Below are 25,998 nucleotides of genomic sequence, written 5' to 3'. Positions count from 1 at the left end.
AAACTTTCAAAACGATTTAGATTCAATTAAACTAACGGCATTAAAAACGCCACAAGCAATGAGGAGAATTCCTGTGAGCGATATCGAACAACGCGTAAAACAAGCAGTAGCTGAACAACTTGGTCTTAAAGCAGACGAGATCAAAAACGAAGCTTCTTTCATGGATGACTTAGGTGCAGACTCTCTAGACCTAGTTGAATTAGTTATGTCTTTCGAAAACGATTTCGACATCACTATTCCTGATGAAGATTCAAACGAAATCACTACTGTACAATCTGCAATTGACTACGTTTCTAAGAAACTAGGTTAATTTTAGATTTCAGCGATGCTGATTTAAAAAGCCACCATTCGGTGGCTTTTTTTATGCCGAATATTTTGTTTTTACATTAGCTTACGTTTCTGTCACCAACAACAACTCAAAAGCGGTTATTTTTTAGCTATAAAAATAGAGTTTGAACAATAGTTAAATGATTTAAAACAGTAAAAACAACGGAGAAAAACATGGGTCTTTTTGATTTTGTAAAAGGTATTGGTAAAAAAAATACAGCGCCTGCAGAACCTCAGGCAGCGCCAGCAACACCTTCTGAACCATCTGCACAAGAAATTGCCAATAAGTTATTGGGTCATATCAAAGCACTGGGCTTACCTGTAACAGGCTTGTCTGTGAGTTATAACGGGACTTCAGATCTAGCAACAGTGAAAGGTCAGGTACAAAGCCAAGCAGATCGTGAAAAGATTATCTTAGCAGTAGGAAATATTGATCATGTAGCGCAAGTGGATGATCAGTTAACAGTGACGAGTCCTGAGCCTGAAAGTAAATTCTACACTGTTAAATCAGGGGATAATTTGTCTAAAATCTCTAAAGAATTTTATGGTGATGCAAATCAATACAATAAAATTTTTGAAGCGAACCGTCCTTTGTTAAAAAATGCCGATGACATTTTCCCAGGGCAAGTGCTGCGTATTCCTGCATAAATATTTGTGTTTAAAGTGAAAAAGCCATCTTTCGATGGCTTTTTTTGTATGCGTGAATGGTGAGGTTGAATATAATGCGGCTGAAATAACTCAAAATAAGAAAGCAATGAAACAAAAAAATCATCTTTATTATCTTGCTGCTGCTAGCAGTTGTTGTGTATTTTTGTCTTTGGCTGCGGTGGGGTGAGCGTATTGATCCTCGGGTGCTCAAGTGGCAGCAGTCTGAAATTTCTTATCTTTCAAATTACACACAAGAGCCGTATTTTAACTTGCTTGGGCTGAATGCTGCAGATCGGTTTTCGGCATTGAATATTGGGCGCTATCGTTATCATCAAGATTGGTCATTTAGTTTGTTTGGGTAAGAGCATCAGAATGTTTTGGGCCAGCCATTGAATGCGAAGCTAATACGTGAAAAGTGGTCAGAAGAACAGATGAATTTAGTTGCGGAGTTTCAGTAATTGCTGGTCGATGATCCTAAGGCGGCTAGCGCATTTGTTGTTGAGCATCGTCTAGTGCTTGGTGCGTTGATACAGCAAGAAAAGGTGCCGTTGCAGCGCTTTAACACATGGTTGCAGCATGCAGACCAATACCGCAGTTTAAGTATGCCGAGCAATTCCACATATCCAGACTTAAGTATTTAAATCAGTTGGCGATCCTTTATCAGATCAATATTGCGTTAAATAAAGAGGATAAGCTGGATGCATATATGGCTGAATATCAAAGATTGCAGCAGATGCTTGAGCGCCCGATCTCATTGGTTGAAAGGATGTTGATTCAAAGCTGGCTGGCACGTTATGTTTGAATTATACGTAATGAGCAGTTAAAGACTGGACAAGTAGTTTATTTGGAGCCTTTAAGTGCCAGTCAGTTGAGTTTGCGCTCAGCAGCACAATTGGAAGCCTATGGCGTATATGCGGTGTTGAAGCAGGTGCAGCAATCATCGGGCTGGAATACCTCCTTGATGTATTGGTTGTATTTGCCAAATCAAACTGCAAATCAATTGTTTAAGCAATATGAAGAGGCGGCACAGCTATCTGAACTTTCTTATGATTCGTTTAGGATGCAGGCTGGTCAAAAACAGGGACAGTATTCATCTTGGCATATCAAAAACTATTTGGGCAATACTTTGTCCAATATAGAGGGGGGGGCTTGGGAGCGCTATGTACTTGCGGGGCACATTTTGAATGATCGAATTATGATTTTTAATTTGTTGAATCAGGGTGCGACTGATTTAATGCAGTTGAATCAAAATAGCTACGGCCGACGTTTCTTTAAGAAAGAGGGGATGTTGTGTGCTGAAGTACCGTATCCGCGTGAGCAATTTAGAGCACACAATTGGAATATTTTAGATAGCTGTGTGCAGTTGTAGTTTTTGTATATAAACATTTTGATATAGAAATAAAAAAGCCCCAATGAGTAGGGGCTTTTTTACAGTCGTTTAGAAGCTTGGCTTCACTACAACTAAAATGACAACCGCAAATAAAATCAAAGTGGGCATTTCATTAAAATAACGCCAGAATTTATGCGACTTATAATGTGCATTTTCGATAAGCTTTTTACGGTAATAACCACAAACAAAATGATAAATCACCAATAGTCCAACCAATCCAACTTTTAAATAGAACCAAAGCGCTTCATGGTAGTGTCGTGTTGCATCACCCCAATCGACGAGGAAGTGCGCAGTGATCAATGTAGCAATCATAGCGGGCCACATAATGCCGCGGTATAGCTTACGTTCCATGATTTGAAAGCGCTGATGACTCGTAGCATCATCACTCATAGCGTGGTAGACATAAAGGCGAGGGAGATAGAATAGCGCTGCGAACCAGCAAACAACTGCGATGATATGCAATGCTTTTACCCAGAGGAAAGCATCTGATGGAGCATCCATATATTAACCCTTAAAAGGGCGGTGGGTGTGTGCTTTGGCAGCAAAGCGCCAAAGCAGCAAACTTTATATTAAGCTTCCCATTTTTTGAAAACGAGGCAAGCGTTTACACCGCCAAAACCAAAACTGTTACTCATCACAGTATTCAATTTTGCATCACGTTTTTCAAGTACGATATCAAAAGGTTTTGCGCCTTCGTCAAGTTCAGTCACGTTGATGTTCGGTGCAATAAAGTCATTTTGCATCATCAAAATAGAATAAATCGCTTCTTGTACGCCTGCAGCGCCCAGGCTGTGACCTGTCATCGACTTGGTTGAGCTGAGCGGAGGAACTTGCCCTTCACCGAAAGCACGCTCCATCGCTTTAAGTTCAGTGACATCGCCTGCCGGAGTAGATGTACCATGTGTATTAACATAGTCGATGGTATCTACACCATGTTGTTTAGCTTCTTCTAAAGCCATAAGGATACAACGCGTCGCACCTTCGCCCGATGGCGCAACCATGTCAGCGCCGTCAGAATTTGCTGCATAGCCGACAACTTCAGCCAAAATGTTTGCACCACGTGCTTGAGCATGTTCAAGTGACTCTAGTACAACGAAGCCACCGCCGCCAGCGATCACGAAACCGTCACGGTCAGCAGAGTAAGGGCGTGAAGCAGTCTCTGGAGTGTCATTGTATTTTGAACAAAGTGCACCCATTGCATCAAATAAAAGACTTTGTGACCAATGGTCTTCTTCACCACCACCAGCAAGCATTAAGTCTTGTTTGCCTAATTGAATCAAATTGTATGCATAACCAATGGCATCTGCAGATGTTGCACATGCGCTAGTAATGGTGTGTGCAATACCTTGCATTTTAAATGCAACACCCACGTTTGCAGTAATGGTGTTGGTCATATTACGTGGTACAAAGAATGGACCAACTTTACGTGCACCTTTGGTGTCTAGAAGTTCTTTCATTTCAACAACAGATGCAGTTGAACCACCACCTGACCCACCCGCAATACCGTAACGTGGATTACCACCGATTTGTTCTGCTGTTAAGCCTGCATTTTCTACCGCAGCCAAAGCTGAGTTGTATGCATACATTGCGCATACGCCCATAAAGCGTTTTAAACGGCGGTCAATACCGTCAAAGTTTTGTTCTGCAGCCGCACTGACATGACTTTTAAAATTAAGTTCAGCATAACTTGGGTTGAAACGTGTTCCAGAAATCCCGTTTTGCAAAGAATGAGTGACATCTTCTAATGTATTACCAATGCATGAGTTGATGCCCATACCAGTGATTACAACACGTTTCATCTACAGATCCTTTATAGGTAGTGTGTGAGCAAGCTATAGAAAGTATACGAAGGAAACTTTCTAAATAGGCGAACTCATATAATTTGATTGGAATAATGATAGCAGAAAGCTTTTTGAATTCTTATGGCAAATCCTATGCCTATTGTTGACTGAGCTAGTTTGCAACTTTGCAGCAAAAAACTTAACTTAAAGATACATATTCAAGTTGTGATAAAGTTTGGCTACACCTAGTATTTATCAATAATTTCAAGAATAGTTTTAATGAGGTAGGGAATGGTGAAAACGAATAATAAACCAACGGCAGGTCTACTCTCAAACGCCTTTGGAGTGGCTAAAAAGCTCAGTTCTACTGGGGTGTCCATCATTAATCATGTCGCACCCGAATCCGTAACTAAGGTCATTCAACCTCAAAAAAATGGTCAAACCTTGGAGGGTCAGTCAAGGCAAGCGGGCGTATTTGATGTAAAAAAATATGATAATCCTCAGCAAATCTTACGTGAACACGTTCCAAATGTTTCTAGACAATTATTCGGTCGACATTTTAATACTGTAAATAATGTGGCTAATTTTGTTGCTCCTCAATTTAGTGACAAAATTTCTGATTATTTATTTGATCGACTTAATCATTTTAGTTCGGATATTTCATCTGTAGATGCTGTACTGGATGAAGCTGGGGTACGTGATTTAGAAGAGTTGACACAAGATGTCGATCGTTCGCGTCGTATTAGTCAGGCTCTGGGTGAGCAAAATAAATGGATTGCTTCGATTCAAGGGGCTTTAACAGGTGCGACAGGTGTCATTGGTTCAAGTATTGATATCCCTGCTTCACTGATTATGACTCTGCGAGTGATTTATCAAGTTGGACGTTCTTATGGTTTCGACTTAAGCAAAGAAAGTGACCAAGATATTGTTCAGTTTATTTTTAAACAGGTCGACTTGAGTTTAATTGCAGAAAAACAAACTTTGCTTATGGCAATAAAAGCTCTGAGTAGTACGCTACAAAATAGTGATTTGCATCAGTTGCAGCAATTGGTGGGTTCAGATACTGATGCAGCAGCATTGAAAAAATATGTACTAGATGAAAATGGTCAGTTTAAGTGGGCATGGCTCAATCAAATGCCAAAAGTTTCATTGTTAAATCAGCTATCACGATTATCTCCTGTGGCGAGTGTTGGTGTAAGTGTGGTGTATAGTCGCCGTTTAGTAGATGAAGTGAATCAGAAGGCACAGCAAGTCTTTTCTAATGCGCGCCAATATATTTTGCAGCATCAGGATATTAGCTTGTCACCTTTACATGCCTATGAGCGTTCTCTTGAGTTGCTTGCTCAAGCAACACCTAAATTACTAGAAGGTATTAAGGCGAAAGATATTGATTTGGCTGAGCCAGTACTAGATCAGACCATAGATGTTACAGGTCATGAGAGTATCCGCGCAGTAAAAGTCACTAAAAAAGCACAAGTTAAAAACTCTGATGCAGCCGAAGTGGAAGTAGAGCAGGAACAAAAAGTCTCAGAAGGTTTGGAGGCACTTGCGGAGAAAGTTGTTGAGCCTCATGCACCCGGGGCTGCGCAAAAAACTGCTTTAGCTGAAAAAGATGAGTTTGATGTGTTGGAATCTGTACAGCAGGAGGATGTCCCAGTGGAAAAAGCTGCACCTAAAACTAAGCCGCGTAAAGCCAAAACAGCAGCCGTAGATAAAGTTACAAAAAAATTAGCAGATTCTTCTGAAAAATAAACTATTTATTTGTGGGTGAAAAATTGCGCAAATCATGATGAATAAATGTTTTCGATGATCGTATATTGTTGACCAATTTTAAGTCTTCGCTTACAATTGCATGCCCTCAAAAAGTAGTATTTTTTGGGGCTTTTTATTAACGGGAGAATTGCCAAATGGCAACAACAAATCAGTTGATCCGTAAGGGTCGTACAACTTTAGTTGAAAAATCTAAAGTTCCTGCGTTGAAGGCTTGTCCACAACGTCGTGGTGTTTGTACACGTGTTTACACAACTACACCTAAAAAACCTAACTCAGCAATGCGTAAAGTTTGCCGTGTTCGCTTAACTTCAGGTTTCGAAGTTTCTAGCTACATCGGTGGTGAAGGCCATAACCTACAAGAGCATAGTGTTGTTCTTATCCGTGGTGGTCGTGTTAAAGATTTACCGGGTGTACGTTACCATACCGTTCGTGGTTCTTTAGACTGTGCTGGTGTTAAAGATCGTAACCAGTCTCGTTCTAAATACGGTGCTAAACGTCCTAAGAAATAATCTGAAAAGATTAACTTCTTAGTTCCTTAGAACTGCAATCCTTTATCGTCTCGCTTGTCTGATTTCTGCATTTTTTGTGAAAATTCCAAGCGACGTATAGTAAGGCCAGCGAAAGCACATGACACTTTGTGCACCTGCTGGAGTAACCTGAAGTGTCATATTTATTAGGTGTATTAAAATGCCAAGACGTCGCGTAGTTGCTGCCCGTGAAATCCTTCCGGATCCTAAGTTCAGCAGCCAAACAATCGCTAAATTCATGAACCACGTAATGCAAGATGGTAAAAAATCTATTGCTGAAAGTATCGTTTACGGTGCTTTAGACCGCGTTCAAGAAAAATCTAAAGTAGACCCAGTTGAATTTTTCGAGACTACTCTTGAAAAAGTTCGTCCTATGGTCGAAGTAAAAGCACGCCGTGTTGGTGGTGCTACATACCAAGTGCCTATGGAAGTACGCCCATCCCGTCGTACTGCCTTGGCTATGCGTTGGTTAGTAGATGCTGCTGCTAAGCGTTCTGAAAAAACTATGGCTTTACGTCTTGCTGGTGAGTTGCTTGATGCAGCTGAAGGTAAAGGCGCAGCGATCAAAAAACGTGAAGATGTGCATCGTATGGCTGAAGCCAACAAAGCCTTCTCTCATTACCGTTTCTAAGCGGATAAAACAGCCCCTATTCAGGAGGGTGACAAATCAGTTGTCCTGTTTTGTCATCGAATCGCTTTAAGTTGCTATGCAGCTTAAAGCGTCCTGTTTTAAACAACAAAATTTAGGAATGCTAGAAATCATGGCTCGTCAAACCCCAATTTCTCGTTATCGTAACATTGGTATCTCTGCGCACATTGATGCTGGTAAAACTACCACTTCAGAACGTATTTTGTTCTACACAGGTGAGAGTCACAAACTTGGTGAAACTCACGAAGGTTCTGCAACTACAGACTGGATGGAACAAGAGCAAGAACGTGGTATTACTATTACCTCAGCGGCAGTAACATGCTTCTGGAAAGGGATGGGTAACCAATTCGAACAGCACCGTATTAACGTAATTGACACCCCAGGACACGTAGACTTCACTATTGAAGTTGAACGTTCTATGCGTGTTCTTGACGGTGCATGCATGGTTTACTGTGCTGTAGGTGGTGTACAACCTCAGTCTGAAACTGTATGGCGTCAAGCAAATAAATATAAAGTTCCACGTATTGCATTCGTGAACAAAATGGACCGTACTGGTGCGAACTTCTTCCGTGCTGTTGAACAAGTTAAAACACGTCTTGGTGGTAATCCAGTGCCAATCGTTGTTCCAATCGGTGCAGAAGAAAACTTCCAGGGTGTTGTTGACCTAATCGAAATGAAAGCGATTATCTGGGACGAAGCGTCTCAAGGTATGAAGTTTGAATATGGCGAAATCCCTGCTGAATTAGTTGAACTAGCTAACGAATGGCGTACTAACATGGTTGAAGCTGCTGCGGAAGCATCAGAAGAACTCATGGACAAGTACCTTGAAGAAGGTGAGTTAACTAAAGAAGAAATCGTTTCAGGTTTACGTGCACGTACATTGTTGAATGAAATTCAACCAATGCTTTGTGGTTCAGCGTTCAAAAACAAAGGTGTTCAACGTATGTTGGATGCTGTAATTGAATTCTTACCTGCGCCGACTGATGTCGAGGCGATTAAAGGTATCCTTGACGACAAAGACGAAACTGAAGGTTCTCGTGAAGCGTCTGATGATGCTCCGTTCTCTGCGCTTGCGTTCAAAATCATGAACGACAAATTTGTAGGTAACTTAACATTCGTACGTGTTTACTCTGGTGTGCTTAAAGCAGGTAGCCCTTGCTATAACCCAGTTAAAATGAAGCGCGAACGTGTTGGCCGTATCGTACAGATGCACGCAAATGACCGTCACGATATTGAAGAAATTCGTGCGGGTGATATCGCAGCATGTGTAGGTCTTAAAGATACTACGACTGGTGATACATTATGTGATGAAAACAATGTAATTACACTAGAGCGTATGGAATTCCCAGAGCCAGTAATTGCGCTTGCGGTTGAGCCTAAAACTAAAGCAGACCAAGAAAAAATGTCAGTTGCTTTAGGTCGTTTGGCGAAAGAAGACCCTTCATTCCGCGTACGTACTGACGAAGAATCTGGTCAAACAATTATTGCTGGTATGGGTGAGCTTCACCTTGACATTATTGTTGACCGTATGAAGCGTGAATTCAACGTTGAAGCGAACATTGGTAAACCAATGGTTGCGTATCGTGAAACTATTAAAAAGTCAGTTGAACAAGAAGGTAAGTTCGTACGTCAAACTGGTGGTAAAGGTAAGTTTGGTCACGTATACGTACGTTTAGAACCACTTGCTGAAGATGCTGGCAAAGACTACGAGTTCGCTGAAGAAGTTGTTGGTGGTGTAGTACCTAAAGAATTCTTCGGTGCGGTTGACAAAGGTATCCAAGAACGTATGAAGAATGGTGTCCTAGCTGGTTATCCAGTTGTTGGCATCAAAGCGACATTGTTCGATGGTTCTTACCATGACGTCGACTCTGACGAATTATCGTTCAAAATGGCTGGTTCTTACGCATTCCGTGACGGTTTCATGAAAGCAGATCCTGTTCTTCTTGAGCCTATCATGAAAGTTGAAGTAGAAACTCCAGAAGACTACATGGGCGATATCATGGGTGACTTAAACCGTCGTCGTGGTCTTGTTCAAGGTATGGACGATTTACCTGGTGGTACTAAAGCTATCCGTGCAGAAGTTCCACTTTCTGAGATGTTTGGTTACGCAACTCATATGCGTTCTATGTCTCAAGGTCGTGCGACTTATTCTATGGAATTCGCTAAATACGCTGAAACACCACGTAACGTGGCTGAAGGCATCATCGCTAAGTTCCAATCTGGCGGTAAAAAAGGTGACGACGAGTAATCTTTCGATTACTATAAGCCCAAACTAATTCATAGTTAAAAACCAAATGCTCATGCAGTATCCCTGCATGAGTAGTTTAAAAAGGAAGATCTCATGGCTAAGGCTAAGTTCGAACGTAATAAGCCACACGTTAACGTGGGTACAATTGGTCACGTCGACCACGGTAAAACTACTTTAACAGCTGCAATTGCAACTGTATGTGCAAAAAAATTCGGTGGTGAAGCGAAAGATTACGCTGCAATCGACTCTGCACCAGAAGAAAAAGCACGTGGTATTACAATTAATACTTCACACGTAGAATACGATTCTCCAATCCGTCACTACGCTCACGTAGACTGCCCAGGTCACGCCGACTATGTTAAAAACATGATCACTGGTGCGGCTCAGATGGACGGTGCGATCCTGGTTTGTTCAGCGACTGATGGTCCTATGCCACAAACTCGTGAACACATCCTGCTTTCTCGTCAGGTAGGTGTACCTTACATCGTTGTGTTCTTGAACAAATGTGACATCGTTGATGATGAAGAGCTAATTGAACTAGTAGAAATGGAAGTTCGTGAACTTCTTTCTACTTATGACTTCCCAGGCGATGACACTCCAGTAATCCGTGGTTCTGCTCTTGCAGCGCTTAATGGTGAAGCTGGTCAATACGGCGAAGATGCTGTAGTTGCTCTTGTTGAAGCTCTTGACTCTTACATCCCAGAACCAGAACGTGCTATCGACCAAGCATTCCTTATGCCAATCGAAGACGTATTCTCAATTTCAGGTCGTGGTACAGTAGTAACTGGCCGTGTTGAAACTGGTATCGTGAAAGTAGGCGAAGAAGTTGAAATCGTTGGTATTAAAGATACAGTTAAAACAACTGTAACTGGCGTAGAAATGTTCCGTAAACTTCTTGACGAAGGTCGTGCGGGCGAGAACTGTGGTGTTCTTCTACGTGGTACTAAACGTGAAGACGTTCAACGTGGTCAAGTACTTGCTAAACCAGGTACAATCAAACCGCATACTAAATTCGACGCAGAAGTATACGTACTTTCTAAAGACGAAGGTGGCCGTCATACTCCATTCCTTAACGGTTACCGTCCACAGTTCTACTTCCGTACAACTGACGTAACTGGTGCGATCTCGCTTAAAGAAGGCGTTGAAATGGTTATGCCTGGTGACAACGTAGAAATGTCAGTAGAATTAATCCACCCAATCGCAATGGACGCTGGCTTACGCTTTGCGATCCGTGAAGGTGGTCGTACAGTTGGTGCGGGTGTAGTTTCTAAAGTAACTGCATAATCACTAAATGTGTGTAAAAAAGCGCCTCTTTGAGGCGCTTTTTTTTATGCTTATTCAATGTGATAGGGAAATTGTCTGACAATATTTTTTAAAGCTGTCCTTTAGTGATAATTCACTGTCCTTAACTGAAATAATTACGTGTCAATAAAACCGTAATATGAACTCAAGAAAACCAATAAAAGTTTGAGTATTTCATAACTCAAAAAGGAGTTAGGCATGAACGCTAAAGTAAAGATTACTAATCGAGCAGGTGCAAGTTTCCCTGTACGTCGCATGAATTTTGATTTTGATGCGGTACCAGAGTACTGGATGAATGGCTCAGCAGGTTTGACACATTTTATGACCGCATTGTCTGCTTTATTTCCCGCGGGTGAAATGTTCTTTATTGATAGTGTGCGTGCAGTACGTAAACACCCATCGATCGCAAATAATGAAGCCCTACAAAAAGAAATTAGTGCTTTCATTGGTCAAGAAGCAATGCATACGCAAGAGCATGAGGGTTTTAATGCTTCTGCACAAAAATACGGTCATGATGTCGAAACACTTGATAAGGCAACGGGTCGTGTTATCCAAGGTGTACGTAAAGTCTTTGCACGTATTGGTAAACCTGTTGGTATTACTCAAGAAATGGTGGATCTTACTGCAACTACGGCACTTGAGCATTTCACTGCAACGATTGCTTCACAGTTATTGGTAAACCCACATATTCAAGCCTTAATGACTGATGAAACCATGAAAAATATGTGGTTATGGCATGCGATTGAAGAAAATGAGCATAAAGCCGTAGCTTATGATGTATTTGAAGGTGTCTTTGGTCAGGGAATAAAGGCCTACGCACTCCGTACAGGTTCATTGATTGGCGCAATGGTGACTTTATTCTTCGTACAAAGTTATTTTGTCGCTCGTTTATTAAAAGAAGATAACAAGCTTAATTTTGAAGCATTAAAAGATATTTATACCTATGGTTATAGCCCTTCAAAAGGCATCATCACTGGTATGGGTAAAGAAATGCTGATGTATTTTAAACCAGGTTTTCACCCGAATGATTTAGATACTTCTGGTTTGTTAAAAACGTGGAAAGCATATTTGGGGCTCTAATCACAGCGCTGTGGTGACTTTTTCAGAAGGGCGATGTAAATCGCTCTTTTTTTTATTCAACTTTATAGACAAACTTTTTATAATGCGCATACCCTAGCTATAGAAAGATAAACGAAGATGATTCGTTTGATGCAAGACGCTGATGTCCAGCAGGTTTACGATATCGAGCGCCGCGTACAAAGCCATCCTTGGACCATAAAACAATTTCAAGAATCGATTGCTGCCTATCAAAGTACGGTGATTGAGCGACAAGGAAAAGTTGTAGGTTTTTGCATTTTACAACCCGTTTTAGATGAAGCAAATTTATTGTTAATGGCGATCGATCCGAGCCAGCAAGGCAAAGGATTAGGTTTTCAATTACTCGATGATTCTATTGCCTTACTCAAAAATAACCCCATTCAAATCTTCTTAGAAGTGCGAGAAGGTAATCAACCAGCGATCCGTTTATATGAAAAAGCGGATTTTCATCAAATCGATTTGCGAAAGAATTATTATCCAAATGCCGATGGAACTCATGAGCACGCCATTATTATGGTGAAGACTTGTGGTGATGATTTTGCAGCTTTATTTAAATAAAAGCGGTGAAGAGTGATCAAATTTAAAGAAAGCATTCGTGAATAAACGGATGCTATTTTATTGAATATCTTTTGTTTGATCCCGTTTATTTAATAATAGGATTGTTCCAGCCGGAAGGTAAGGTGGTCATCAGGGAATCCCCCAGTTGGCTAATTTCTTCTTGGGTCAGTGGTCGGTTGAGTCGACGCCATTGTCCATCAAGCAGAAGTTCCAGTGGAATGTACTGAGATTTATAATTCATTTTTTGCGAATCGGGCACCCAATAGCCCAAGTAGACATATTGCAGTCCAAGCTTTTGTGCATGCTCAATTTGTTTCAGAATGGCAAAAGTACCTAGTGAGCGACGGCTTTCATCAGGATCAAAAAAGGTATATACCGCTGAAATACCATCATCAAGTGGATCACAGGTAGATACACTGATCAGTTGCTCATCTAACCACAGCTCTAAAAAGAAACTGTCAGTGCAGCTATTAATTAAAAATTTTTCAAATTGATCTTGGCTAGGTGGGTACATATCACCATCAGCATGCCGCTCATTAATGTAGCGTTCGTACAGCGCATAATGCTTTGCATCGGCATCTTGAGGGCGGCTAATTTTCACCGTTAAATCTTGATTCCGTTTCCACGCTTTTTTTTGCACGCTGTTCATTTGAAATTCATGAACAGGAACGCGAGAGGACAAACATTGGCGACAAAGATGACATTCAGGGCGATAGACAAAATCACCACTACGACGAAAACCCATGCGGGAAAGTTCAGATAATGTGACCACATCAATACGATGGACCGGGTCCAAAAAGACCATCCGAGCAGATTTATTTTCTAAGTAGCTACAATCATGCGGAGGCGTGATGTAGTACTGTAATTCGTTCAACAGGGACTTTGGTTGATAGGAATTCATCGTAATATCCCTCTTTTATTGTCATGCGCTGAGACTCGCCCATTGCGCTATTGTTTTACTTGAAAATACACTGTCCTGATACTTTTTCCAATCGATAGAGGGTTGTTTAACAACATCTTGTAACGAATTAAGGTATTGTTGGCGAGAAAGTGTACTCGCACCTAAGCTTAAGAGGTGATCGTTGACCAATTGGCAATCAATCCATGGCAACTGATTCTCTTGCCCGATGAGCATTAAGGTGTAAAACGCCATTTTAGAGACATCTGTTCGTGTACTAAACATAGACTCGCCAAAGCAGCCATGGCCAATATTGACACCATAGAGGCCACCGACAACGATCTCGTTTTCCCAAACTTCAATGCTATAAGCATAGCCTGCGTCAAATAGCGCAGAATATCCCTGAATAATATCTTCTGAAATCCATGTTTCATTGGCATAACTACGCGGCAGTGAACATGAGCGAATTACAGTTTCAAACGCATGATTAATGGTGATCTTATAGTCCATTTTTTTCATGCTGCGTAATAACGATTTGCTCGGATGATAGTCCTGCGGTCGAATAATGCAGCGGGGTTCAGGACACCACCAACAAATCGGATCACCTTCACTGAACCATGGGAAAAGACCGTGACTATAGGCTTCAAACAGTGTGGAAGGGGAGAGGTCAGCACCGATGCAAATTAAGCCTTCACCTTCGGGATCGCATTCAACTGGATCGGGGAAAGTAAATTCAGAAGGAGGGAGTATCGGCATGCCAAGCATCTTATTGAGGTATACGGATTTTTATCATACATAAAAAAGCCGACCATCTGGTCGGCTAATTTTTAAAACTATTTAGCTAAGCAAATGACTTAAGCAAAAGATTATTCGCCGAGTGCATCAAGGTATTTTTCAGCATCGAGTGCAGCCATACAGCCTGAACCTGCAGAAGTAATCGCTTGACGGTAGATACTATCGGCAATATCGCCCGCAGCAAATACACCCGGAATCGACGTTTGTGTTGCATTACCCGCAGTACCACTTTGAACTTGGATGTAGCCGTCACGTAAGTTTAATTGGCCTTCAAAAATACCGCTGTTTGGTTTGTGACCAATAGCCACAAACATACCAGTGACATCAACATTTTGAGTTGAATCATCTTGCGTAGATTTAATACGTACAGAAGTCACACCCGTCGTATCACCAATCACTTCATCCACTTGGTGATTCCAGATGATGCTGATTTTACCTTCTTTTTCTTTTGCAAAAAGATGATCTTGCAGAATTTTCTCTGATCGTAAAGTGTCGCGACGGTGTACAAGAGTGACATGAGAAGCAATGTTTGAAAGATAAAGCGCTTCTTCCACAGCAGTATTACCGCCGCCGACAACCATAACTTTTTGGTTTTTGTAGAAGAACCCGTCACATGTTGCACATGCACTCACGCCTTGACCCATGAAAGCAGCTTCTGATTCAAGACCTAAATATTGTGCAGTTGCACCTGTACAAATAATCAATGCATCACAAGTAAACTCTTCCATATCGCCTTTAAGCACGAACGGACGAACATTGAGGTCCACTTCGTTGATATGGTCATACACAATTTCTGTACCAAAACGTTCAGCATGAGCTTGCATTTGTTCCATTAGGGCAGGGCCTGTTAAACCTTCTGCACCACCTGGCCAGTTGTCTACTTCTGTCGTTGTAGTCAATTGACCGCCTAATTGAATACCTGCGATGAGTGTCGGTTTCAGGTTCGCACGGGCAGCGTATACCGCAGCGCTATAACCTGCAGGACCAGAACCTAAAATAATTAGACGTGAGTGACGAGCGCTCATCCGTAGAATCCTTTTTTTATATGATAATTTGTGGAATTATACGTCAAAGTTTGAAACGATTGTGTGAGATTAAAGTCGATATTATTGATCATCGAAATCGTTTTGAGCTATATACAATAAAGTTAACAACTATACTTAAATTATCTTGCATCTTTTTTATTGAACAGGTGCATAATAACAGGTTTAGATTCAGCCCATTTTTGTTGTGGGTAATGACAAAAACATTCATGAAGAATTGGTTACAGGAACGTATATGACAGCGGTGTCGGGTGCATATGCACAGCGCTTAATAATGACATTATTCCTTGTTTCATTTGGGATATATCTGTTCCTTGCAACAGTCACATATACGCCATTTGATCCGGGATGGATGCACTTATCCAGTGATACTCAGCAAGTTTCAAATGCCAGCGGCGTCGCAGGCGCATGGATCGCTGACTTACTCTATGGATTTTTAGGTTGGGCAAGTCTGCTGATACCTGTCTATTTATTTCTCGAAGCAATTCAAGTATGGTGGCCGCGTAGTTTTCTAAACCGTCCATTTCGCTATGCCGCTCAGTTCTTTATTTTACTGGCAACTTCAAGTTTACTTTTCCTATTTTGGAACGTCCCTGAAGATACCTTAGAAAATGCATCGGGCGGGATCATTGGCTATGAACTGGGTCAAAGTCTTGAACAAATATTAACGGTCTATGGTGCAGCTATATTTCTCATCGCATTTTGGATCATGTTGTTCACTTTGGCCTTTGGCATCAAGTGGAATAAGACATGGGCAACTATGAAGTCCACACCGGCTTATCTCCAAGATTTGTTCTATCGCAATATCCCTGAAGGGGATACTGCTTTTGACCGTACAGTACCATCCGCTAAAAAAGCCAGTGTGGCTACTAATGTATCAAAAGTGGTTGCACCAGTTACACCCGCCCATGAGCATCATGCTGTAGAGGTTGACCCTGTAGTACGCGATCGTGTTGCTGAGCGTTTATTTGATGATATTGCTGATAAAGAATGTGCAGACAAAGAAGGCAATGCACAGCATTTATCTACGGTAAATTCGCCGGAGACTGCTACACCATCCGATGAAGATTTTGAACATACTTTGGCGAAAGTGCGTCAGCTTGAGCAAGATCAACAACGTGTTGTTGCGACGGGAGAGGTTTGGCGTGCCTTGCATTCAAATGATGACCAACGGCACAAACAAGATATTGATGCTTTACTAAAAGCTGCAGAAGAAGAGCAGCCTGCCAATCAAACTGAATATTTCAACAAAGCAGCAGATGTGCATTTGACTTCTCCGACAGAAGCGGCGCCGGCAGCTAAAAAATCTGTGGATTGGGATGATGATGAGATCTTCGATGAGCTGTTAGCCGCCGTTCCAAATGGTAAAACAGCGACTGATGTGCATAGCCCATTTAATACAGCACAAAGTGAAAGTCCTGCAACGCATTCAAATGAATTTGCTACAGGTGCTGCTGCAACCGTTGCAGGTTTAGGCGTAGCTGCTGCACAAACGACAACGCTCACCACACCGAAAAATATCAGTGTTGAAACTGAATTTAATGATCTCGATGATTTGCTGGTTGAAGAAGCAGAGCGAGCGATAGAACAGGTACAGCCAGTTCGTACAACCAGTAGTTATGCGCAATCTACGCCTTTGGTTCGTGCTGAAATCAATACACAGCCGCAGACTTTTGTATCTGATGATGAAAAAGCCTTAATCAGCTCGAATAAAGATGCATTCCGTGAAGTGTGGCAAGAAACGGCAGGTAAACCTGAAGACATCGATTTAGATCTCGAAGATGATTTTGACTTTGATGCTCCTTTAACCGATGCCTCTGGTCGTCCCATGTCACGTGCAATGCAAGTGGCACAAAAACGTTTGGATTTACCGACTTTGCCGGGATTGGAAATATTAGATCCTGTAGATCCGAATAAGAAAGTTAATTTCACTGCAGAGCAATTGTCTCGTTTGTCTGAACTGTTAGAAATTAAGCTGCAAGAGTTTAATGTCAAAGCTAAAGTTGTAGAGGCACAGCCGGGCCCTGTCGTGACACGTTTTGAACTAGACTTGGCACCCGGTGTAAAAGCGTCAAAAGTGACCAATATTTCACGAGACTTGGCGCGTTCAATGTCTATGGCCTCTGTACGTGTGGTGGAAGTGATTCCAGGTAAACCATATATCGGGATTGAAGTCCCGAATAGTTCACGTGAAATGGTTCGACTTATTGAGCTGTTAGAAACGCCGGCATACCGTGATCCAAATGCCTTACTTAGTATGGCGATGGGTAAAGACATTTCCGGTAATCCTGTCTTGGCTGATTTGGCGAAAGCGCCGCATATGTTGGTGGCAGGTACTACGGGTTCTGGTAAGTCAGTCGCAGTCAATGCCATGTTGTTGTCGATGTTGTTGAAATACACACCTGAGCAACTGCGTCTCATCATGATTGACCCGAAACAGTTGGAACTTGCCAACTATAACGATATTCCACATTTGTTAACGCCTGTTGTAACCGACATGAAAGATGCGGTGAGTGCATTGAACTGGTGTGTGAATGAAATGGAGCGCCGTTATAAGCTGATGTCTTTGATGAAAGTGCGTAAGCTGACTGACTTTAACCGCAAAATTGAAGAAGCAATGGCTAATGGTGAAGATCTCATTGATCCAACTTGGAAGCCAGATGACTCTGCAACCCAAAGTCGTGCGCCACGTTTACAGCCGATGCCGTTGATCGTAATTGTTGCCGACGAATTTGCTGACATGATCATGCAAGTGGGTAAAAAAGCTGAAGAAATGATTACCCGTCTTGCACAAAAATCACGTGCAGCAGGGATTCATTTGCTGTTGGCGACGCAGCGTCCAACCGTAGATGTGGTCACAGGTTTGATCAAAGCCAATATTCCAACGCGTGCTGCACTACGTGTTAACAGTAAACTGGATTCACGTACTATCTTAGATGCTGGTGGTGCGGAAGACTTACTGGGTCATGGTGATATGTTGTTCCTCGGACCGGGTAAAATTGAGCCTGAACGAGTACATGGCGCGTTTATTTCAGACGATGAAGTGAACCGTATTTGTGATGCATGGCGTGAGCGCGGTGAACCGAATTATGTCGATGAAATCCTAACGCCTTATGATGAAGAGCCGACATCTCGCGGTTTTGAAGATGGTGATGGTGGATCAGACCGTGATGCGCTGTATGATCAATGTGTTAGTTTCGTTTTGGAAACTCGTAAAGCTTCTACTTCTTCGCTGCAACGTAAATTTAGCCTCGGTTATAACCGTGCTGCACGTATCATCGACCAAATGGAAGAAAATGGTATCGTAAGTAGTATGGGGCCAAATGGTAAACGAGATATCTTGGTCTAAGTTCTAAAACAAAAAACTTGCTTCGGCAGGTTTTTTTATTTTTAGATTGAGAACTCATCTTGGTAGAACATGCACTGGGCCAGTTCGATAAAGGCTTTGCAGGCAGGGCTCATGAGTTTTTGATTTTTTACGGCGAGTCCAATTTGCCGTTGGGTATTTGGAAAGAGTGGACGTTTGACCACATGTGGATGCAATGCCAACAGCTCAGCAGGCATCGCCATATCTGCAACGATAGCAATCCCTTCCTGTAAATTCACCATATTTAAAATGGTTAACAGTTGCGACATTTGATAGGTGATTTTAGGTTGTATGTGGTGTTGTTTAAGCAGTTTTTCGACATGGGACTGGCTGCCCGCACGGGTCATAATAAAGGGGTAATTTTGCAGGTCTTGGATATTTAAATGACTGTGTTTGGAAACTGAATAACTATCTGGAATCAAGGCAATGAAAATGTCTTGAATTAAGGGGAAGGTGAACAGCTGCGGCTTGGGGAGTACGGCAAAACCAACATCAATCTGACGTTCAGAAATCCAACGAGACACTTCTGCATCAGTACCTTCTTCGACATAGATTTCAATGTGTGGATAGCGCTCTCTATATGCCTTTAATAGCTCTGGAAGCAGATGAATCGAACTAGAAGAACCAAAAGAGCCAATTCTCAGCGTTCCTTGTTGAATACCATGTGCGGCATGCACTTCTTGTTGCATGATCTGTGCCGTATTGATGATTTCTTTGGCATGCAGCAATAACTGCTGACCAATGTGGGTCAGGCTAATTTCGCCTTGTTCACGACTAAATAAGCTGACATTCCAATGTTCCTCTAAACACTTTAAGGCATGAGAGACAGCTGACTGAGTAATTCCCAGCTGTCGAGCAGCGAGAGTAAAGCTTTGTTGTTCTGCGACTTTAATAAAAATTTCAAGCTGAGAAAATGTCATTGCCATGAGTAATTACTCATTTTGTTATGAGTCTAGATGAGGATTATATTGTGCTACATAAATGGTTAAAGATGAAATAGCTACTTTATTTCAAGGCGTACAGCATGAATATCGTCGTCGCATTGTTTCCCCTCGTTGCATTAATCGCGATGGGCTATGTGCTTAAATACACACAGTTTGTTCAGGATGAATTTTGGGCAAATTCAGAAAAACTCAATTACTACGTTTTATTTCCTGTGCTGCTATTTTTGAATGTATCAGCCGTGCAATTGGATATGAACACTGTTTCACGAATGTTGACAGTACTGGTTGCGGGCACCTGTTTGATCAGCATCGTGTTGTGGGGGATCAAGCAGTTTATGCATATCCCCGTGCAGCGTTTTGGCGTGTATATCCAAAGTCATATCCGTTTTAATACCTATATTGGTTTATCCCTTATGGGCGCTTTATTTGGCTCGACAGGCATGCAGATGTTTGCCATGTTAATTGCCGTTGCAGTGCCCTTAGTCAATATTATTTCAGTATTGGCCTTCTCAAATTTAAGTGTGAAGCAATTGAGGCAGACCTGTCAGTCCATCGCAAAAAATCCCTTAATTTTAGGCTGTGTGGCAGGGGTATTGTTTAATTTATCAGGCTTGAGTCTGTTTCATGGCTTACCTGAATTATTAAAAATATTGGCAGCCATGAGTTTACCGCTCGGACTACTTTCTGTTGGGGCAGCATTACAGTTTCAGCAAATGCGTGCCGATCTACGTCGTTTAAGTTTAAATACGATAGGGCGTCTCATGTTAATGCCATGTATTGCTTATCTATTAAGTACTTGGATGGGGCTGACTGATTTTGAGCGAATGATTTTAGTGGTCTTTTTTGCTTTGCCGACTGCATCATCGTCTTATATTTTGACACGCTATTATCAGGGCGATTCACAACTGATGGCGGCGATTATTAGTGTACAAACCATTGGTTTTGGTTTGATGTTTCCATTGCTCATGTTGATCGTGCATTGATCATGATTATATTCAATTACGCCGATATTAAATAAGATAAAAAAAGCCCGCATGATGCGGGCTTTTTTTTCGGTACTCGAAATTAAGCAAATTTTGCCAATACTTCGAGGAAACCTGCGCTTTGACGTGGATATTGAGCAATCACGTCATGAATACGCTGACCTTCAGGATTAGTTGCGTTCACATCACGGCCATCGGCAACGAATTGAGTCAAAAGACGCTCATAGTCATTTGGACGCATATGTTTGAAAGCATGGTAAAGCACGTGAAAGTCGCCATTCACTCCTTCAGGAGGAAGCTGAGTAAGGTAGGCAAATACACGCTCATCTGACCATTCTTCGTTGAACGTTGCTGGCTGAGATAATGCCATCGCAATCTCCTTGCTGGTTTAAAATACAAAAAGGCAAAAATGAGTACGCAAGTAAAATAGTTTTATTCGCCACCTCTAAGTTAAGCGACTCATTTTATGGTTGGATCAAAAGTTATTTTTTATCCCGTTTACTTGAAGCAAAGCTTTTGATCTAACACAGGAATAAAACTAATCCAGCCCACTCGAAGCAAAGCTTCTCGTCTTGCGGCTGGGTAAAGCAGCGCTTTACTGATCCAGCCTCACATTTTGCCTTGATTCAATTTACTTGGCTAATCAGAATTCAGATTAACGTTCTTCAGGCAAATTGATATTCATTTCAAGCATTTCAATATTCGCTTCAGAACGAACAGACATTTGAATATGTTGCTCATCTACACCACGAACATAGCGGTTTACCACTTGCATGATTTCTTTTTTCATCATGTCAATCTTATCTTGGCTGAGGCGTTTACCTAAACCATTTTCAGATGCCACGATGACTTTTAAACGGTCTTTTGCCGTTTGTGCGCTTGACGGTTTCTCGTCGCTGCTAAAAAGTTTGCTCCAGAATCCAGCCATGATTACGCTCCAAATAGACGTGCTAACCAACCCTTAGGTTTTACCGTAATATGACGGTAAGGGCGCTCTTCACCAAGGAAACGTGCAACAAGGTCATCATACGCTTGGCCAGCCGCTTCTTCTGTAAACAGAATCACTGGTTTACCTTCGTTCGATGCTTGTAAAACGCTTTTACATTCAGGAATAACACCTAAAGTCGGTACGCGTAAAATATCTTTTGAAATGTCATCAATCGTCAACATCTCTTGTTTATCCGCACGTTCTGGATTGAAACGTGTAATACAGAGATGCTTACGGATACGACCTTCGTTTTGTTCTACTTTTTTGGTTTTGCTGTCGAGCATACCAATAATACGGTCAGAGTCACGTACCGAAGAAATTTCTGGGTTCGTCACAATGATCGCTTCATCAGCATGATACATTGCTAAAATTGCACCACGTTCGATACCCGCAGGTGAGTCACAAATAATGTAATCAAACTCTTGAGAAAGTTCGTCCATTACACGAGCTACACCTTCATCTGTTAACGCGTCTTTATCACGTGTTTGAGATGCTGGCAAAATGTAGAGATTTTCAATATCTTTATCGCGAATAAGCGCTTGTTGTAATCGAGCTTCGTTATTCAATACGTTTACAAAGTCATATACAACGCGGCGTTCACAGCCCATGATCAAGTCAAGGTTACGTAAACCCACATCAAAGTCGATCACAACAGTTTTGTGGCCGCGAAGGGCTAAACCTGTTGCAAAAGATGCGCTTGTAGTTGTTTTACCTACGCCACCTTTACCTGATGTTACGACAACAATTTTCGCCACCGAATCCACTCCTGTTATGGTTTAAATCCCCTTTTTTAATTAGGGGTTTGGTGATTATTTATACATTAAAATTGCAAAGCTTCAAATACTAGCTCTTGATGGTCATTCAAATAAATATGTACTGGCTGTTTGACCACATGAGGTGGAATGTCATCAGCGACACAGTAAGTCCCTGCAATTGAAACCAATTCAGCTTCTAATGAATGGCAGAAAATACGTGCAGCCGTGTTCCCACCAGCTCCGGCAATGACTCTACCACGAGCACTACCATAAATATGTATATTTCCTGAAGCAATTACTTCTGAACCGCTATTAATACCAGCATTAATAATGATATCGCCATGGTCTTGGACTAAACATTGACCTGTACGCAAGATTTCATTGTGATACGACGTAGCATGACGAATGGTCGGTACTTCGACTGCAGCAATTTTATCTTCGGTTTTTTCTTCTGCAGGCGCGGGTTCTTCAACCACTTGTTCGCGTGTCGGTTTAACTTGTTGTAGTTTGCGATCCGCAGGAACTACGGGAAATTGGATAGCACGTGCTTGGTCTGATAGCGGACCTTCAGTGACACCAATCGGTTGAATTTCAATACTAATAAGTAGTTGAATCAGTGCAATTAGTTCTTGATCAACCGTACTTTCAATCACGGCTAATGTTCCGGGTGGAAAAGCCTTTTGGAACATTGGAGTAAGTTGCTGGCGGATCGCATCATGATCATTGGTATCGAGGTGAATGCGAATCGCATTGACCATTTTGCCTTTTATCCGTATATCAGCCATATTGAATCCTTGAGACTTCTAACTATTACTTTTGTGCCGAAGTAGTTATGTTGTAAATAGAGCAAATCCTAGAACAATTTGCATGAATACTCTAGCGGAGTTCGCAATTATTTTTGACTAAGTGTTTATTCTGTAGCTTGGTCCTGTTCCTGCATAATCTGCTGCCACTGTTTTACTTTCACTTGCTTACGAATAGCCTCTAGACTTTCAAAAACCGCAGAGCGAACCAACTCATCCAGCTGGGCATTATTTTCGATTTCAATACGGCTAACACGCTGTGAAATGTCTAAATATAGATTGGGTTTTTGAGCCGTCGATGTATTGGGATAAGCCAACGGGGAAATTAAACCTTGGGTAATATTTTCACCCAAACGTTGCCCGATACTTTGAATCTGCTGTTCAATGCGGCTGCCAACGATTGGCACTAAGCGCAATAGCTGCGTGAGTTCTGGAGTGTCTTCGATGGCCTGACTGACGATTTGTCCGACATTTTTGGCGATCAATTCACGTTCAGTACGGAGTTCTTTGCTTAAATTTTCTTGCAAAATCTCAGCTAAAACTTGGGTGAACATCTCACGGTGATGCTGCACAAGATTACTAATTAGGTCTTTATGGGTTGTACTGGTATTGAGCTCATGCTTAACACCATCTAACACGGTAAGTACCACGCGATCTGACAGTTCTTCCATCACGACTCGATAGTAGAACAATGCCTTTTTCTGCCATGCCGATGGCACGATCTGATAACCCATTTCATACAGTCGATAGGCAATCACGCCCGCGCGAAATAAACGCAGGAAACGTAAATGCGGCACAATGGCTAAAATTTCGTACCAATGTATAAACGGGAAGAAGAACCAGCGCTGATGGTGCTTGTTGATAATAGCAATCGCCCAGCGCACCAACAATTCTACAATCAAAAAGATAATAAACCACGCTTCGGTGGTAATCACCCATGGATGCAAATGTTCACGGTAAAAACTCAGCACATCGGGCAGGTGGATACTGTTAAAGAACCAACTGCCAAGATTGCTCATGAGGAAAAAGTTCATGCACAGGCAGAACAAGTTAAAAACAATAATAAACACCATGAATATGTCATAAATTAAAAACAGTTTGAATGACCAACTGTTTGGATTGACATGATGATATTTAGATTTCTTGTTTTGCGGCATGCTGTTCTGCGACATAAAACTTCTTCTTAATTATTCAGTAACTGAGTATTTAGCTTTCATACGAGTAATGAGTTGGTCTTTCTCCGTCCACAGCTCATCTACCCAATGCTGAAATTTTTCACGGAATTCTGCATCATCTTCATAGTTGCCGCCATGCACCCACGTTGGAATTTCAATTTTACGTAAATCCACGGCGATACGTGGAACTTCACCGAGCCAAAATTCGCCATAACCTGGTGCACCATTTGGATAGACGATGGTCATATCTACGAGAGCATCAACTTGATCCCCTAAAATATTGAGTGCCAGTGCTAAACCACCCGCTTTCGGCTTAAGAAGGTTTTGATACGGTGATTGCTGCTGCACATGTTTTTCAGGGGTAAAGCGAGTGCCTTCCAAATAGTTCAGCAGGGTAAAAGGCTGGCTCAATAACTGTTCACAAGATTTACGCGCTTCTTCCATATCTCGATATTTAAGTTCAGGATTTTTCGCGATTTGTTCTTTGCTGTGTCGTTTCATCATTGGAAAGCCTAAAATTTTAAAAGCTTGTCCAACAAATGGAATGAAAATGAGTTCCCATTTGGTAAAGAAACGCGTCAGTGGCATACGGGTTAAACCAAAATATTGGTTAACTGTTGTATCGACCCAACTCTGATGGTTACAGGTCATGAGATAGCGACCCTGCAAATTTAAGTCGAGGCCTTCATCGATGGTGATATCCCATTTTGTGTTGGGTAAAACGTGATCAATTAACCAGTTATTGACCGTGAGCCAACTGTTGGTAATTTTTATGTTGGTTTCATCAACCTTTTTTGATTTTTTAAAGAGTTTGGTTAGACCAAGGGCTAGTACAGGAGGACCATGGAAAAAAGTACTGCCTGTCATAACTGAACCGACGGTAAGTCCTTTGCTAATTTTTTTTAGTGTCGGTTGCTTATTTGTTTGAGATGACATATAAAAAGTCCTAGCGGAAATTGTCCAAATAATGATTGATTCTAATAAATATAGTTCGAGTTGATTAAATAAAAAAGGGCATCTGCAGAACTGTGAAGAAATTGTGATGGAATTAACAAATAAATCTCGTATTCATATTACAAATTGTAACTAAACGTTTTATTATTAACAAAAAATCAATGGTTCAGCCATTTGTTTTACTTCATCATTTCAACCATACAACAAAACACAAAGAAGGAGGCATGCAATGCGTGCACTAGTAATTTCGGCAGTAGTTGGGGCAATGGCACTTACTGGTTGTCAAAACATGGAATATGACAAAGCAGCAATCGGTACTGGTCTAGGTGCTCTTTTAGGCGCTGGTATTGCTTATTCTAATGCTGATAAAGACAAAATGGGTCAAGCAGCTGCAATTGGTGCTGTAGTTGGTGGTGGTGCAGGTCTTCTTCTTGATAAGAAAGAAAAACGTCTTAAACAAGAATTGGCTGGTACTGGTGTTGACGTAGGTCGTAATCCAGATGGTTCGATCAACCTTGTTATGCCATCAGTAACTTTCGCAACTAACTCTTCAACTATTCAATCTCAGTTCCAATCTGCATTGAATGATGTTGCTAAAGTATTGCGTGAAGACGGTACTGCAAACAAACTTGCAATCGTTGTACACGGTCACACAGATAACACTGGTACTGATGCGATCAACAACCCACTTTCTCAAAACCGTGCAAACTCAGTGAAAAACTACCTAGCGTCTCAAGGTATTTCTTCAACTCGTATTACTGCACGTGGTTATGGTTCAACTTCTCCAGTTGCGGATAACTCAACTGCTGCAGGTCGTGAACAAAACCGTCGCGTAGAAATCTCAGTTTACGAAACTAAATAAGTTTTAGTTCGAAACGAAAGGCCACCCTCGGGTGGCTTTTTTTATGGCATTTTTAATGACCGATAAAATACATTTTGCATTAGGCAAGATCGTTTCAGATGACTATAATCATCCTCGAATTAATAAGAGG

Annotated in this window: 27 protein-coding genes; 15 read left to right on the top strand and 12 right to left on the bottom strand. The window is 41.6% G+C overall.

The window, feature by feature from the left end; genetic code table 11:
* The first annotated feature begins 73 nt into the window (after window positions 1-73).
* The 5 genes from acpP (at window position 74) to FTU29_RS07925 (ending at window position 2,344) form a co-directional block, all read left to right on the top strand.
* Entirely contained in the window at window positions 74-310 is a 237-nt protein-coding gene (acpP, locus tag FTU29_RS07945) for an acyl carrier protein (RefSeq protein ID WP_078190054.1), read from the top strand.
* Window positions 311-501: 191 nt separating this feature from the next.
* Window positions 502-975, top strand: coding sequence for a peptidoglycan-binding protein LysM (gene lysM, locus FTU29_RS07940; protein ID WP_078190053.1), 474 nt, complete (start codon window positions 502-504; stop codon window positions 973-975).
* 155 nt (window positions 976-1,130) lie between these two features.
* Window positions 1,131-1,337 carry a hypothetical protein gene (locus tag FTU29_RS07935; protein WP_180121250.1) on the top strand — a complete coding sequence of 69 codons (207 nt, stop codon included), beginning with the start codon at window positions 1,131-1,133 and terminating at the stop codon, window positions 1,335-1,337.
* 96 nt (window positions 1,338-1,433) lie between these two features.
* Entirely contained in the window at window positions 1,434-1,616 is a 183-nt protein-coding gene (locus FTU29_RS07930; protein ID WP_180121248.1) for a hypothetical protein, read from the top strand.
* A gap of 203 nt (window positions 1,617-1,819) precedes the next feature.
* The gene (locus FTU29_RS07925; RefSeq protein ID WP_180121246.1) at window positions 1,820-2,344 is read left to right on the top strand and encodes a hypothetical protein; all 525 of its coding nucleotides are present in this window, start codon (window positions 1,820-1,822) and stop codon (window positions 2,342-2,344) included.
* A gap of 69 nt (window positions 2,345-2,413) precedes the next feature.
* Here the strand turns inward: FTU29_RS07925 and hemJ are convergent, their stop codons facing one another.
* Together hemJ and FTU29_RS07915 are read right to left on the bottom strand one after the other, a co-directional pair.
* Window positions 2,414-2,866: a protoporphyrinogen oxidase HemJ gene (hemJ, locus tag FTU29_RS07920; protein ID WP_180022661.1), complete on the bottom strand. Its 453-nt coding sequence runs from the start codon at window positions 2,864-2,866 to the stop codon at window positions 2,414-2,416.
* Between the two features lie 68 nt (window positions 2,867-2,934).
* Window positions 2,935-4,164, bottom strand: a complete 1,230-nt coding sequence (locus tag FTU29_RS07915; protein WP_111885033.1) for a beta-ketoacyl synthase N-terminal-like domain-containing protein — start codon at window positions 4,162-4,164, stop codon at window positions 2,935-2,937.
* Window positions 4,165-4,437: 273 nt separating this feature from the next.
* Between FTU29_RS07915 and FTU29_RS07910 the strand changes: the two genes are divergently transcribed.
* The 7 genes from FTU29_RS07910 (at window position 4,438) to rimI (ending at window position 12,301) form a co-directional block, all read left to right on the top strand.
* Window positions 4,438-5,898, top strand: coding sequence for an EcsC family protein (locus FTU29_RS07910; RefSeq protein ID WP_180121244.1), 1,461 nt, complete (start codon window positions 4,438-4,440; stop codon window positions 5,896-5,898).
* Between the two features lie 155 nt (window positions 5,899-6,053).
* Window positions 6,054-6,428 carry a 30S ribosomal protein S12 gene (gene rpsL, locus FTU29_RS07905; protein WP_000246374.1) on the top strand — a complete coding sequence of 125 codons (375 nt, stop codon included), beginning with the start codon at window positions 6,054-6,056 and terminating at the stop codon, window positions 6,426-6,428.
* 178 nt (window positions 6,429-6,606) lie between these two features.
* Complete coding sequence (rpsG, locus tag FTU29_RS07900) at window positions 6,607-7,077, top strand: 30S ribosomal protein S7 (protein ID WP_005011815.1); 471 nt, start codon at window positions 6,607-6,609, stop codon at window positions 7,075-7,077.
* Between the two features lie 130 nt (window positions 7,078-7,207).
* The gene (gene fusA, locus FTU29_RS07895) at window positions 7,208-9,343 is read left to right on the top strand and encodes an elongation factor G (protein ID WP_180121242.1); all 2,136 of its coding nucleotides are present in this window, start codon (window positions 7,208-7,210) and stop codon (window positions 9,341-9,343) included.
* A gap of 93 nt (window positions 9,344-9,436) precedes the next feature.
* A complete protein-coding gene (gene tuf, locus FTU29_RS07890; RefSeq protein ID WP_180077405.1) occupies window positions 9,437-10,627 on the top strand; it encodes an elongation factor Tu in 1,191 nt (396 codons plus the stop codon).
* 216 nt (window positions 10,628-10,843) lie between these two features.
* Window positions 10,844-11,725: a metal-dependent hydrolase gene (locus FTU29_RS07885; RefSeq protein ID WP_180121240.1), complete on the top strand. Its 882-nt coding sequence runs from the start codon at window positions 10,844-10,846 to the stop codon at window positions 11,723-11,725.
* 117 nt (window positions 11,726-11,842) lie between these two features.
* Complete coding sequence (gene rimI, locus FTU29_RS07880) at window positions 11,843-12,301, top strand: ribosomal protein S18-alanine N-acetyltransferase (protein WP_180121238.1); 459 nt, start codon at window positions 11,843-11,845, stop codon at window positions 12,299-12,301.
* A gap of 85 nt (window positions 12,302-12,386) precedes the next feature.
* Here rimI and FTU29_RS07875 read toward each other — a convergent pair whose 3' ends face one another.
* From FTU29_RS07875 to trxB, 3 genes are all read right to left on the bottom strand, one after another.
* Window positions 12,387-13,202, bottom strand: a complete 816-nt coding sequence (locus tag FTU29_RS07875; protein WP_078190044.1) for an arginyltransferase — start codon at window positions 13,200-13,202, stop codon at window positions 12,387-12,389.
* Window positions 13,203-13,223: 21 nt separating this feature from the next.
* Entirely contained in the window at window positions 13,224-13,955 is a 732-nt protein-coding gene (gene aat / locus FTU29_RS07870; protein WP_180089343.1) for a leucyl/phenylalanyl-tRNA--protein transferase, read from the bottom strand.
* Between the two features lie 110 nt (window positions 13,956-14,065).
* A complete protein-coding gene (gene trxB / locus FTU29_RS07865) occupies window positions 14,066-15,019 on the bottom strand; it encodes a thioredoxin-disulfide reductase (RefSeq protein ID WP_111885274.1) in 954 nt (317 codons plus the stop codon).
* 253 nt (window positions 15,020-15,272) lie between these two features.
* Here trxB and FTU29_RS07860 point away from each other — a divergent pair, with 253 nt between their 5' ends.
* Window positions 15,273-18,386, top strand: coding sequence for a DNA translocase FtsK (locus FTU29_RS07860; protein ID WP_180121236.1), 3,114 nt, complete (start codon window positions 15,273-15,275; stop codon window positions 18,384-18,386).
* Between the two features lie 41 nt (window positions 18,387-18,427).
* On the opposite strand, the gene FTU29_RS07855 is transcribed toward FTU29_RS07860, so the two are convergent.
* Window positions 18,428-19,324 (bottom strand): LysR family transcriptional regulator, encoded by an 897-nt coding sequence (locus FTU29_RS07855; protein ID WP_180121333.1) that lies wholly within the window; start codon window positions 19,322-19,324, stop codon window positions 18,428-18,430.
* A 104-nt stretch (window positions 19,325-19,428) separates the two neighbouring features.
* Here FTU29_RS07855 and FTU29_RS07850 point away from each other — a divergent pair, with 104 nt between their 5' ends.
* Window positions 19,429-20,331, top strand: a complete 903-nt coding sequence (locus tag FTU29_RS07850) for an AEC family transporter (RefSeq protein WP_180121229.1) — start codon at window positions 19,429-19,431, stop codon at window positions 20,329-20,331.
* 82 nt (window positions 20,332-20,413) lie between these two features.
* Here FTU29_RS07850 and FTU29_RS07845 read toward each other — a convergent pair whose 3' ends face one another.
* The 6 genes from FTU29_RS07845 to FTU29_RS07820 all read right to left on the bottom strand — a co-directional run bounded on the left by FTU29_RS07845 (window position 20,414) and on the right by FTU29_RS07820 (window position 24,988).
* Entirely contained in the window at window positions 20,414-20,701 is a 288-nt protein-coding gene (locus tag FTU29_RS07845; RefSeq protein ID WP_067766167.1) for a PA4642 family protein, read from the bottom strand.
* A gap of 285 nt (window positions 20,702-20,986) precedes the next feature.
* Window positions 20,987-21,259, bottom strand: a complete 273-nt coding sequence (minE, locus tag FTU29_RS07840) for a cell division topological specificity factor MinE (protein ID WP_078190039.1) — start codon at window positions 21,257-21,259, stop codon at window positions 20,987-20,989.
* Window positions 21,260-21,261: 2 nt separating this feature from the next.
* On the bottom strand, window positions 21,262-22,074 hold the full coding sequence (gene minD, locus FTU29_RS07835) for a septum site-determining protein MinD (RefSeq protein ID WP_067670152.1): 813 nt from the start codon (window positions 22,072-22,074) through the stop codon (window positions 21,262-21,264).
* 65 nt (window positions 22,075-22,139) lie between these two features.
* Window positions 22,140-22,859: a septum site-determining protein MinC gene (gene minC, locus FTU29_RS07830; RefSeq protein ID WP_180121227.1), complete on the bottom strand. Its 720-nt coding sequence runs from the start codon at window positions 22,857-22,859 to the stop codon at window positions 22,140-22,142.
* A gap of 125 nt (window positions 22,860-22,984) precedes the next feature.
* Complete coding sequence (locus tag FTU29_RS07825) at window positions 22,985-24,049, bottom strand: preprotein translocase subunit SecA (protein ID WP_373423587.1); 1,065 nt, start codon at window positions 24,047-24,049, stop codon at window positions 22,985-22,987.
* Window positions 24,050-24,064: 15 nt separating this feature from the next.
* Window positions 24,065-24,988 (bottom strand): acyltransferase, encoded by a 924-nt coding sequence (locus FTU29_RS07820; RefSeq protein WP_180121225.1) that lies wholly within the window; start codon window positions 24,986-24,988, stop codon window positions 24,065-24,067.
* Between the two features lie 247 nt (window positions 24,989-25,235).
* Here FTU29_RS07820 and FTU29_RS07815 point away from each other — a divergent pair, with 247 nt between their 5' ends.
* Window positions 25,236-25,868 (top strand): OmpA family protein, encoded by a 633-nt coding sequence (locus FTU29_RS07815; protein ID WP_078193108.1) that lies wholly within the window; start codon window positions 25,236-25,238, stop codon window positions 25,866-25,868.
* Window positions 25,869-25,998 lie beyond the last annotated feature (130 nt).

The organism is Acinetobacter sp. YH12086, assembly GCF_013419345.1.
In the GTDB taxonomy this organism is placed as follows: Bacteria; Pseudomonadota; Gammaproteobacteria; order Pseudomonadales; family Moraxellaceae; genus Acinetobacter; species Acinetobacter amyesii.
Note: the sequence above shows the minus strand (reverse complement) of the source record. Positions and strands in the feature narration are given on the sequence as shown.